At 42.0% G+C, this 11,342-nt stretch carries 10 protein-coding genes; 8 read left to right on the plus strand and 2 right to left on the minus strand.

Annotated features, from left to right (window positions below; genetic code table 11):
* The first annotated feature begins 400 nt into the window (after positions 1-400).
* On the plus strand, positions 401-1,501 hold the full coding sequence (locus FNW02_RS32310) for a glutamate--cysteine ligase family protein (RefSeq protein WP_191761526.1): 1,101 nt from the start codon (positions 401-403) through the stop codon (positions 1,499-1,501).
* A 109-nt stretch (positions 1,502-1,610) separates the two neighbouring features.
* Here the strand turns inward: FNW02_RS32310 and FNW02_RS32315 are convergent, their stop codons facing one another.
* On the minus strand, positions 1,611-2,003 hold the full coding sequence (locus FNW02_RS32315; RefSeq protein ID WP_191761527.1) for a hypothetical protein: 393 nt from the start codon (positions 2,001-2,003) through the stop codon (positions 1,611-1,613).
* Between the two features lie 459 nt (positions 2,004-2,462).
* Between FNW02_RS32315 and FNW02_RS32320 the strand changes: the two genes are divergently transcribed.
* The 7 genes from FNW02_RS32320 (at position 2,463) to FNW02_RS32350 (ending at position 8,408) form a co-directional block, all read left to right on the plus strand.
* A complete protein-coding gene (locus FNW02_RS32320; protein WP_191761528.1) occupies positions 2,463-2,861 on the plus strand; it encodes a hypothetical protein in 399 nt (132 codons plus the stop codon).
* 544 nt (positions 2,862-3,405) lie between these two features.
* Complete coding sequence (locus tag FNW02_RS32325; RefSeq protein WP_191761529.1) at positions 3,406-6,069, plus strand: tetratricopeptide repeat protein; 2,664 nt, start codon at positions 3,406-3,408, stop codon at positions 6,067-6,069.
* A 129-nt stretch (positions 6,070-6,198) separates the two neighbouring features.
* Positions 6,199-6,510, plus strand: a complete 312-nt coding sequence (locus FNW02_RS32330) for a DUF433 domain-containing protein (RefSeq protein WP_191761530.1) — start codon at positions 6,199-6,201, stop codon at positions 6,508-6,510.
* Positions 6,511-6,860: 350 nt separating this feature from the next.
* On the plus strand, positions 6,861-7,112 hold the full coding sequence (locus FNW02_RS32335) for a UPF0175 family protein (protein ID WP_191761531.1): 252 nt from the start codon (positions 6,861-6,863) through the stop codon (positions 7,110-7,112).
* Between the two features lie 5 nt (positions 7,113-7,117).
* On the plus strand, positions 7,118-7,609 hold the full coding sequence (locus tag FNW02_RS32340) for a DUF3368 domain-containing protein (protein WP_191761532.1): 492 nt from the start codon (positions 7,118-7,120) through the stop codon (positions 7,607-7,609).
* 227 nt (positions 7,610-7,836) lie between these two features.
* The gene (locus FNW02_RS32345) at positions 7,837-8,091 is read left to right on the plus strand and encodes a type II toxin-antitoxin system ParD family antitoxin (protein WP_191761533.1); all 255 of its coding nucleotides are present in this window, start codon (positions 7,837-7,839) and stop codon (positions 8,089-8,091) included.
* A complete protein-coding gene (locus FNW02_RS32350) occupies positions 8,091-8,408 on the plus strand; it encodes a type II toxin-antitoxin system RelE/ParE family toxin (RefSeq protein WP_191761534.1) in 318 nt (105 codons plus the stop codon). The genes FNW02_RS32345 and FNW02_RS32350 overlap by 1 nt, the downstream gene beginning before the upstream one ends.
* 316 nt (positions 8,409-8,724) lie before the next feature.
* Here FNW02_RS32350 and glgB read toward each other — a convergent pair whose 3' ends face one another.
* Complete coding sequence (glgB, locus tag FNW02_RS32355; protein ID WP_191761535.1) at positions 8,725-11,016, minus strand: 1,4-alpha-glucan branching enzyme; 2,292 nt, start codon at positions 11,014-11,016, stop codon at positions 8,725-8,727.
* Positions 11,017-11,342 lie beyond the last annotated feature (326 nt).

The following is an 11,342-nucleotide window of genomic DNA, read 5'->3' on the forward strand; positions in this document are numbered from 1 at the left end:
CTTGGTGGAGCCATCGGCGGAAACTGCCGCTACGACGGGCCCTATTCAAAGATTTTTAAACCAGAGAAATTTCAAAATTGCAACAGTACTATCTTGAGGTAAAATCCCTTTCTGGGTAATATTGAGAATTTTTCTACTTAAAATCATGAGTAAAACTAAAGTTAATGTTAATATCATTCAAAAATTATTATTAATTACCTCTAAGTAACAATTTTAAAAGTTCAAAAAGCATAGCTGATCACACTAGGCGCAAAATTTGCGGAGATTGAAATCAGCATTTAATGACGATGGGAATAAATTCGTTAATGCTAAATAATCTCATATATAATAATGCTTGCATACCGATTGGCATTAGTTTCGATTAGGTTGACCTCAAGTAATTGTAATTAAGGTATACAAAATGTTTTGTTTTGGCATTGAGCATGAAGTTGCTTTCCTCAACAAAGAAGGAAAGTTTGCTGATTTTTTATCTACTAAATTTTCTGAGTTCAATCAAATTGTCGAAAGGTTGCCCATATACCCTAATGACTATCCTCAACTGCGCGTCGGAGACGCTGGTATTAAACAAAAGAGATGGTACATTGAAGGTTTTGAACGGTTTGCGGATTCTGACAAAGTAATTGACTGTCTGCCTAAAGGCATCGAAATTAGAACGACCATACATTCTAATATTCAAGGCGCTATTAGTGAATTATCAGAAAGTTTTTGCTTGCTGCGCGAAGTTGCTGCTAGCTTTGGTTTCTCACCAGTTTTACTTAGTTTTAATCCTTATAATCATTTTTTTGAACCTCAACTCCCATTAAACGATTATGAAATCAGACAATTACAAGCTTATCCTGACGAACAAACTGCCAATATTTACATGGTGACATACGGCCCAGATTTAAATATTTCTGTAGTAGACTTATCTATTGAACGAATGATTGATATTGGCAAAAAGTTAACTTATTACAGCCCTTATATTGTTCCTTTTAGTTATAGTTCTCCTTTTTATCATGGAAGTCTATGGGATGGGCTTTCGGTACGGACGTTTATCAGAACGGGAAAAAGATCGGCAACGTTAGTTTTTGTCGAGAAAGAGGAACAACTAATTAAGAGCGTCCCTTCATTGACAAAAATTGCCCGTATTCCATCTGAAGTGGGGCGCATCGAATTTAAAGCTTGTGATAGTTGTGATGATTTTTCTATTTATGCAGCATTGTTGGCATTATTGAAAGGTCTGGTGTTAGATGAAACTTTGTTGGGTAGAGCAACTATACCCGACGCAGGTTTGCACCAACTTTCTGCAAAAGAAGGATTTGATAATAAAGATATTTTTACAACCGCTACAAAGATTTTGCAAGCCGCTGAAGTTGCTCTTAGCAAAGATCCAGATGTTAAGTTGTTAACGCCATTAAAAGTTATGTTGGCGAACCGAAAAACCAAGTCCCATGAACTAATAGAAGCGTTTCGGCGTGTAGGTTCAATAGAAGAGGTACTAAGACAAACTTATCAAGTTTAAACTGTTGACAGTTGACTGTTGACTGTCAACCATCAACTGTCAACGGCGTCGGTGCGTCTTTCATCCCATCTCTAGAAGAAATGGGTTTTCCCGACGCCTTTTTATAATACTAAGCGGTTTGGTTCTTCACAGATACTTCCTCTGCGTCTACTTTCAAACGGCTGGCTGAGATTTTGCGGATGCGATCGCTTTTGCGAACAGCACCCGCCATTTCATATTCACGGCTGTCTTTGCCGTATTTAAAAGCAACTCCAATGAGCATTTTCTCAGTAAGGTCATTTAAGGTTTTGTCTAATTCATCCATCTCGGTTTTAGAAGAGTCAATCACAGCTAAAGCAGTATTATAAGCATCTATCTTGGTACGGTACTGCTCAATGAGTTGTGTCATATTTTGCAAGTTACGAGTATCCCCAAAATCCATGTTAGGATCAATTGCTCTGAGTCCAGATGCTCTTAATTCAGCTTTTTCTAAAACGCGATATGTACGTTTTTGACGAGGCATAAATATATTTTTTTCTTAGTGTACTGGAGCTAGTTTGCCTTACTAAAGCTGCATTTTAGTTCAGTAAAATCCTCAAAGATCAGTATTAAATTAAGCAACAAAACCAGTATTATTAGCTAAATCATATTTTAGTTGATGTAAATCACGATTTAGTTGATGTAAATCGTGATTTAGTTGATGCAAATCATAATTTAGTTGATGTGAATCGTGGTTTAGTTGATGTAAATTGTGATTTAACTAGTAGAGTACGTTATGGCGGAACACTTAACGCACCGCCAGACAAAGTAGTGCGTTAAATGCTTGACAAAAATGCTTTTATAACTAAGAAACTTAAAAAGCAATATTGATAATCCAAAATCCGAAACTCAGCTAAATCTAAACTTATTAACTTGGTTGCGGAATTTAGAACAAAAGCGGTGTGTTAATAAGTAAATAGGATACACAAAGTCAAAGTAGCACATGGAACCTTTAACTACTGCGGCGATCGCTGTTGGCACTATAATAGCCACCAAAGCCTTAGAAAAAACGGGCGAAAAGGTAGGAGAAACTCTATGGGACAAGACTGGCAAGTTTATTGTCACGCTCAAAAAACAGTCTCCCCATACTGTAGCAGCTATAGAGAAAGCACCAGAACAACCACTCGATTATGGCAAAGCTGTACTAGAGGTAGAATCGGCTGCTCAAGCTAATCCTGAAGTAGCTCAAGCTGCACAGGAATTGGCACAAGCAGCTAAAGCGGAACCAAATCCTAAACTTGCTCAAATTCTGGCTATGCCTAACCTAGAGAAATTGGCAGACAAAATTGGTCAGGTAGTAATGCCAGGTGGCACAGGAAATATTCAAAATCAGTCTTTTTAAATTATCAGTGAAAGTATATTGTGTGACCTAACCCCCAGCCTCTTCCCTACCTCTCCCTAACCCTCTCCAACAAGGCTAAGTGTACACAGATCTCTGTACAAAACTAAAATCGTTGTAGATCCTCCTAAATCCTCCTTAAAAAGGAGGACTTTGAGAGGTTTTTGCCCCTGTTACAGATCTCTGTACAAAACTAAAATCGTTGTAGATCCTCCTAAATCCTCCTTAAAAAGGAGGACTTTGAGAGGTTTTTGCCCCTGTTACAGATCTCTGTACAAAACCAAAATCGTTGTAGATCCTCCTAAATCCTCCTTAAAAAGGAGGACTTTGAGAGGTTTTTGCCCCCCTTTTTAAGGGGGGTTGGGGGGATCAAAAGCCTGTGGGACAACTCTAGAAAACTTGTGTGTACACCGTAGCCTAAGAAGAGAGGGAAGCGGAAAAACTTTTGTTGCTGGAAGGGGAGTAAGATTCAAAGCCTCTCTCCGTTTCGGAGAGAGGTTTGGAGAGAGGTTTTCCAGTTCCCGTGAACAGCGAGATTTAACCATGTATGCCTGAAGACTCTGGGAAGTTTGCCGATAAAATTGGTGTTTACGTCGCCCCTGGTGGACAAGCTTCCGTTAACAATCAAATTATTGAGGGGCAAAAACAACTACGTCCCACAAAATATATCCCTTATCGCGGTTCCGTTCATTTTGTCGGGCGAGAACAAGAACTGGCAATAGTGCATGAAGACTTGCAGCGGGGAAATTATGTAGCAATAGCGGGAATGGGAGGCGTGGGCAAAACTGAATTAGCCACCCAATACGCAAGACAATATCAACAAGATTATGGCGGAATTGCCTGGTTTAATGATCGCAAAACCAATCTCGCCGCCGAAGTTTTAGAGTTTTTCCTCAAGTTTGGTCTTGAGATTCCCCAAGAATTAGGAGGAAGACTTTTAAGCCTTAAAGAACAAGTCGCCTGGTGTTGGTCTAAATATCCCGACTCTCCCTTGCCTATCTTAATTGTCTTCGATGACGTGACTGACCTAGCCAACCTCGGCGAAGTCGTTCCCAACGATAACCACTTCCGAGTCCTGGTGACTACTCGACTGCGGCATTTAGATCCTAATTTTATTCAAGAGATTCCCTTGGATGTTCTCTCGCCAGAAAAAGCATTAGAACTGTTAAAACGACTGTTGGGTGACAAAGACAGGCGAGTAGAAAACGCAACAGAAGCCGCAACTGCAATATGTGAATGTCTGGAATATTTGCCCTTGGGCATAGAGTTAGTGGGAGGCTTTTTAACAGGAGAGCCAAATCTATCTCTCAACACGATGTTGAGACGATTACAAGAACGCAAATTAACTGAAGAATCTCTACAGCGAGAGAAAACCATTGGTCAATCGCAACTAGGAGTTAAAGCCGCCTTTGCCTTAACTTGGTCAGAACTTGACCCACTGGCGCAACAACTAGGAAGATTTTTGAGTTTATTTTCTCCCCAATTAATTCTTTGGGATTTGGTTTTGTGGGTAGCGACAGATGGAGGGGAAGAAGATGAGGAAGGCAAAGAAGAAAGACAGCTAACTTGGTCAGAAAATGAATTAAACGAAGCTAAAAAGCAACTTTACAAGCGTAACTTGCTGCAACTGGTAGAAGAGAGAGAAGGATATTATAAAATTCATGCCTTAGTGCGATGGTTTTTGCAAGAGCAGCTAGCGGCGTCTGGCGAGATGCAATCAGTTTTAGAAACAACTTTCGCCACTGCCATGATAGCCGTCGCCCAAATCCTTCCTAATTCACCCACTTCTGAGCAGATTGAAAGCATCAAAGATGTCGTTCCCCATCTCGAAGACTTGGGAAACCGTTTAATTGCCGAGATTAACCAAGCAACAGAAGAACAAATAATTTCCCCAGCATCAGTACCCAATGATCAAGTAGCTTGGATATTTGAGGGAGTAACAAGATTTTATCAGGGACAAGGACTATATCAATTAGCAGAACCTTGGAGTCAGGAATGCGTCAATGTTTGCCAAGCTTTATTTACTGGCGACCATCCAGATGTGGCTTCTAGCTTGAACAATTTAGCTGGACTCTACTATAGCCAAGGGCTGTACAGTGAAGCTGAACCTCTCTACAACCAAGCTTTGGAGATGACAAAGCGCCTGTTTACTGGCGACCATCCCAATGTGGCTTCTAGCTTGAACAATTTAGCTGGACTCTACGATAGCCAAGGGCTGTACAGTGAAGCTGAACCTCTCTACAACCAAGCTTTGGAGATGACAAAGCGCCTGTTTACTGGCGACCATCCCAATGTGGCTTCTAGCTTGAACAATTTAGCTTTCCTCTACTTTAGCCAAGGGCTGTACAGTGAAGCTGAACCTCTCTACAACCAAGCTTTGGAGATGAGAAAGCGCCTGTTTACTGGCGACCATCCCAATGTGGCTAATAGCTTGAACAATTTAGCTGGACTCTACGATAGCCAAGGGCTGTACAGTGAAGCGGAACCTCTCTACAACCAAGCTTTGGAGATGAGAAAGCGCCTGTTTACTGGCGACCATCCCGATGTGGCTTCTAGCTTGAACAATTTAGCTTTCCTCTACTTTAGCCAAGGGCTGTACAGTGAAGCTGAACCTCTCTACAACCAAGCTTTGGAGATGACAAAGCGCCTGTTTACTGGCGACCATCCCGATGTGGCTTCTAGCTTGAACAATTTAGCTTTCCTCTACTTTAGCCAAGGGCTGTACAGTGAAGCTGAACCTCTCTACAACCAAGCTTTGGAGATGAGAAAGCGCCTGTTTACTGGCGACCATCCCGATGTGGCTTCTAGCTTGAACAATTTAGCTGGACTCTACGATAGCCAAGGGCGGTACAGTGAAGCGGAACCTCTCTACAACCAAGCTTTGGAGATGAGAAAGCGCCTGTTTACTGGCGACTATCCCGATGTGGCTTCTAGCTTGAACAATTTAGCTGGACTCTACTTTAGCCAAGGGCTGTACAGTGAAGCGGAACCTCTCTACAACCAAGCTTTGGAGATGTGCGATCGCATTTTAGGGGTTAATCATCCCACTACAACAACAATTCGGAAAAATCTGGCAATTCTGCGACGCCAGTTAGCTCCCCGTCCCATCTGGAAACGTCGGTTAGGTCAGTTTGTCAAAATCTTGTTGCGAATAGTAATTTTACCATTCTACCTGCTGTGGCGATTCGTTAAACAACTAATTCGTAATTAAAACATTGGGTAATGGCGATCGCTTTTCATCAACAACAGCCCGATAAGCTCACCCTACCGTAGGCGATCGGCTTTTACAATTGGAGTGTTAATTGTATTTACATCTATAAATTAGTGAAATCATGCCATTATGGAAGTCACACTCAATCAACATCTGGAAATTACACCAGGAGTTAGAAGAGGGAAACCTCGAATTGCAGGCACTCGAATGACAGTTGGCGATATTGCCACCTTATATTTACGGATGGGACAGTCTCTAGATTTGATTGCAGGGAAATATCATCTCTCTCTAGCTTCAGTCTATGCAGCGATGGCATACTACTACGATCATCGAGATGAAATTGAGCAGAGCATTCAAGATGATGAAGCATTTGCTGACTCATTGCAGAGCAATTACCCATCCCGTTTGCAGGCAAAGTTGAAAGAGTTACGCGGTGAGTAACCGCATTCAATTCCATTTGGATGAGAACGTTGATCCGGATGTGGCGTTGCTTATTGTAGTAAAAATGCCCGTTCGCTGGGTGAAATCATTCGTAGTTTGGTCTTGATTTACGAAGCGCTAAGTCCCGAAGAGATGCAGGGCTGGATTGAGTATTTGTAGACTTGCGTAGGCGAAGCCCACAGTAGGTATCACTTCTTTCTCATCAACAATAGAGGTGCAATTCCTCTAATCTTAAACACTGCGATCGCTCTTTTTATTAAGTGCGTAGACATGAAGTAGCTTGCCCTAGGCATCGCCCTACTGCAATTTCTATGATAAAACTAGTAAACCTTACTTCATACGAGTTGGTAATGAGTCAATTTATCCAACCCATCAACTTACAAATATCACCTGATTCCTTAAATCAAGGTGAACGAGCTATTCTCCAGGAATTAGCTTTACAGTTGTACGCAGAGAATATTTTTACTTTTAGTCAAGCACGTCACCTAGCTAACTTGTCTGTATGGGAATTTCAGAAACTTTTAGGACAAAACAAAATTAAGCGTCATTACAATGAAGCAGATTTAGCTCAAGATATTGAAATAATTGAAGCAGGTTTTTAGAGACTGTGACCGTTGTTTGTAACGCTACGCCTTTGATAAATTTTGCAGCTATTAATCGTCTTGATATCTTGCAGACTACATTTAGACAAATTGTTATTCCCCAAGCTGTTTATGATGAAACAACTATTGTAAGTTTTCCCGGATCGGAATTTATATTGCAAGCGAACGCTGCTAGATGGTTGGAAGTTATCTCAGTTTCAACAATAACACTCAACATACCGTCAGAATTAGATAATGGTGAACGCGAAGCAATTGCTTTAGCGATAGAAACTGGAGAACGGCAAATTTTGCTAGATGAACGTGAAGCACGCCAAGTAGCTCAAAATTTGGGATTACAAACAATTGGTACTCTAGGTATTCTCTTATTAGCAAAAAATAGAAAGATAATTACACAGGTGCAACCCTTACTAGATGCTATGATTAATACTTCTCAATATTGGGTGAGCCGCAGTCTCTATGAACAAGTCTTGCGACAAACAGGAGAATTAATAGACTGACTAGCAAAAAATAGGCAAAATTAGGTATTTGTCTGCGTAGATGCGTACTCCTGCAAAGAAGCAAGCTACGCGGAGCGTCTAGTAGATAAGCAGCTTGTCGTCAGACATCGCTATTCTCTCATCAACATAAATGCGATGAGGCAAGCTAATCGCAGAAGTTTCTCCAAAGACAACGCTTAACAACCTTGATAACATGGAAAAAATAGTTCAACCTAACTGCCAAGGTTATGAGTAGCATTAATATTTCCTTGCCTGAGTCGATGAAAGCTTTTGTTGAGGAACAAGTGGCTCAAGGTGGCTACGGTTCAGTTAGCGAATATCTACAAGAGTTAATCACTCAAGACCAAAAACGCAAAATGCAAGAACATATAGAAGAACTTTTAATTGCAGGACTTGAAAGTGGAGAGGCAATAGAAGTTAATGATGAATGGTGGCAGCAAAAACGCACACACTTGCTCAACCAGCTGCATCAAGAGAAATAATGGCAAAGCGGATAGTCATTACACCCAAAGCCAGTTTAGATATTGATGAGTATTTTGTTTACATTGCCCAAGAAAACCCCGACACTGCTCTTTTGTTTTTTGACTCTGTAAGAGAAACTTTTGCCCAGTTAGCAAGAATGCCTGGAATGGGTAGCCGTTATCCTCTGAATAATCTTCGTTTACAAGGTTTACGTAAATGGGTTGTTAAGGGATTTAAAAAGTATCTAATTTTTTACTTTGAGCGAGATGAAAACATTGAAGTTGTGCGGGTTCTCTATGCAGGGCAAGATATAGAAAGGATTTTAGAACAGGAGTGATATTGATTAGCGATGTCTGTCTTAAAAAGTTCAGAGACGCTCGATGACTCGCTACCGCTACGCTAACGGCGGAAACCGCCGCTCCGACTTTTCGCTACGACGGGCTACGCCTACGCTTTGATGATTGCGTTGGTAAAGCGATCGCTTAAACAAATGTTGACTTTTATCTTTCGATGATTTTGTACTGAGTGCAAGTTTGACACTGGCTATGATTACGCTATTGAGTCTTGAGGCAATGAGATGATTCTATGCGATCGCTTTTTTGTAAAATGGTGCGATCGCATAATTGAGGGTGGGTATTACCCACCCTCAATTATTATCCCATCACCTCAGCAGTCTTCTTCTTATCCAACTTCAGAATCAACACGCCCAAAGGTGGTAAACATAAATCCAGCGAATAAGGACGACTATGCAAAGACCAATCATCTGTCCATTTACCACCTAAGTTACCCATATTGCTACCGCCATACTGACGCGCATCGCTGTTGAACAACTCGGTATAAAATCCCGCTTGTGGTACACCAATGCGGTAGTGAGAATGGGGTTGCGGTGTGAAGTTGCAAACTACAATTGCAAAATCATCAGAATCCTTATCACGCCGGATGAACGAAACTACACTATGACGGTTGTCGCTACAATCAATCCACTCAAACCCTGGCTCAGCAAAATCTTGAGTATACAAAGTCGGTTCGGAGCGGTAGAGATTATTTAGCTCTTGGAAAAATGTTTTCAACTTTTGGTGCGGCTCATGCTGTAATAAGTGCCACTCCAAATCAGCCCAAACATTCCACTCACTCCACTGCCCAAACTCCATGCTCATAAACATGGTTTTCTTGCCTGGGTGAGCGAACATATAGGAAAACAAACAACGCACATTAGCTAATTTCTGCCATGTATCTCCCGGCATTTTGCCGATGATATTGCTCTTACCATGTACTACTTCATCGTGAGACAGAGCCAGCATGAAGTTCTCACTGTGGTTGTACCACATGCTAAAAGTGATATTGTTTTGGTGGAACTGGCGGAACCAAGGATCCATGCTGAAGTAGTCCAGCATATCGTGCATCCAGCCCATATTCCACTTCAAGTTAAAACCCAATCCACCTGTATAGGTAGGCCAAGATACCATTGGCCAAGAAGTAGATTCTTCCGCAATTGAGAGAACGCCAGGAAAATAGCTGAAAATAATGTGATTTACCTGACGTAGAAAATCCGCTGCTTCTAGATTTTCTCTGCCACCGTATTGATTAGGTAGCCATTCTCCTGGTTCGCGGCAATAGTCATTGTAGAGCATTGAGGCGACAGCATCGACACGAATTCCGTCAATGTGGTACTTGTCAAACCAAAACAGAGCATTTGCTGCTAGAAAATTCTTGACTTCATGGCGATTGTAGTTGAACACCAAAGTCCCCCATTCTTTATGTTCGCCTTTACGGGGATCAGCGTGTTCATACAAGTGACTACCATCGAAGAAAGCTAAACCATGACCATCTTTGGGGAAGTGACCGGGAACCCAATCAACAATCACACCAATTCCGTTTTCATGACATTTGTCAACAAAATACATGAAATCTTCGGCGCTACCAAAACGGGAGGTAGGGGCATAGTACCCAGTTACTTGATAACCCCAAGAGCCATCAAAGGGGTGCTCTGCAATTGGCAGTAGTTCTAAATGGGTGTATCCCAATTCTTTGGCATAGGGAATCAGTCTGTCTGCCAGTTCTCGGTAGGTAAGGAAGCGTGCGCCTGGTTTAAGTTCTGAGACAGTAACTACAGGTGCAGTTTCACCGTTGGGTAGTTTGGCTGGTTCTGAACTCGAAGCGTGCAACCAAGAGCCTAAATGTACTTCATAAACTGAGACTGGCTGCGTCAGTGGATCGGTGTGACGCCGCTTGTCCATCCACTCTTGGTCACTCCAACTGTAAGCATCTAAATCAGTGACTATGGATGCTGTTTTGGGGCGGGGTTCCTGCTGAAAACCGTAGGGATCAGATTTTTCGTAAATGTGTCCTTCAAAATTTTTGATTTCATATTTATAATGTTCCCCCACTCCAATTTCGGGAATAAATAATTCCCAAACTCCGGTGGGCCCTTTACGCATCTGGTGTTTGCGTCCGTCCCAGAGATTAAAATCTCCCAGGACTGAAACATTACGAGCATTGGGTGCCCAAACGGCAAAATAAACGCCTTTGATACCGTCTATTTCCGTGGCGTGTGCTCCCAGTTTCTCGTAAATCCGGTGATGATTGCCTTCACTAAACAAATGCAAGTCAAACTCTGTCAGGCGGGGAGAACGGAAAGCATAAGGGTCATAGGTGACACGCTCATGTTCCCCTTCTTTGATCTTTAACTGGTAGTTTGCCAGTTCTGCTGTTTCAATCGTGCATTCAAAAAAGTGGGGATTATGCACTGTTTGCATTGGGTATTCTTTCCGTTGTTCAGGAAAGACTACCCATGCTGCACTTGCATTTGGTAGGTAGGCTCGCACAGCCCAGACAGTTTTGCCATTTTGTTCTATGGGGTGAGAACCTAGTATTTCAAACGGATCGTGATGCTGATTCCAAACGATACGGTTAACCTGTTCAGGGGCGATCGTGGTCATGGACATGAAGCTACCTACATGAAATAACGTGATTGAAATGTGCTTTTTTAATCAGAACTTACGCAAAATTATGTAAAAATGACCCGCATAGACGCGGAGCGGCTACTTTACGAGAACACCAAAGGCAAACCCGCAGGGTAGAAATAGGAGTTTTAGAGAGTTTTTGCGTAAGTCCTATTAATATCTATATATATTCTTTACATTTATTTGCAATTTTGTCGCCACCGTTATCCTACCTCAGAATGAGTCTTGATTCCTTTCCGATAAGAGCGGAGGGGCAGGGGGGGCGGAGGGGCAGGGGAGCGGAGGGGCAAGGGGAGCGGAGGGGCAGG

This window comes from Komarekiella delphini-convector SJRDD-AB1, from assembly GCF_014831675.1.
Taxonomy (GTDB): Bacteria; Cyanobacteriota; Cyanobacteriia; order Cyanobacteriales; family Nostocaceae; genus Komarekiella.

What these genes read in the sequence shown, in the direction of transcription:
- FNW02_RS32345 (WP_191761533.1), top strand. Translation starts at nt 7,837, where the DNA reads ATGAGTAGCATTAATATTTCCTTGCCTGAGTCGATGAAAGCTTTTGTT.
- FNW02_RS32350 (WP_191761534.1), top strand. Translation starts at nt 8,091, where the DNA reads ATGGCAAAGCGGATAGTCATTACACCCAAAGCCAGTTTAGATATTGAT.
- FNW02_RS32310 (WP_191761526.1), top strand. Translation starts at nt 401, where the DNA reads ATGTTTTGTTTTGGCATTGAGCATGAAGTTGCTTTCCTCAACAAAGAA.
- FNW02_RS32315 (WP_191761527.1), bottom strand. Translation starts at nt 2,003, where the DNA reads ATGCCTCGTCAAAAACGTACATATCGCGTTTTAGAAAAAGCTGAATTA.
- FNW02_RS32325 (WP_191761529.1), top strand. Translation starts at nt 3,406, where the DNA reads ATGCCTGAAGACTCTGGGAAGTTTGCCGATAAAATTGGTGTTTACGTC.
- glgB (WP_191761535.1), bottom strand. Translation starts at nt 11,016, where the DNA reads ATGTCCATGACCACGATCGCCCCTGAACAGGTTAACCGTATCGTTTGG.
- FNW02_RS32335 (WP_191761531.1), top strand. Translation starts at nt 6,861, where the DNA reads ATGAGTCAATTTATCCAACCCATCAACTTACAAATATCACCTGATTCC.
- FNW02_RS32330 (WP_191761530.1), top strand. Translation starts at nt 6,199, where the DNA reads ATGGAAGTCACACTCAATCAACATCTGGAAATTACACCAGGAGTTAGA.
- FNW02_RS32320 (WP_191761528.1), top strand. Translation starts at nt 2,463, where the DNA reads ATGGAACCTTTAACTACTGCGGCGATCGCTGTTGGCACTATAATAGCC.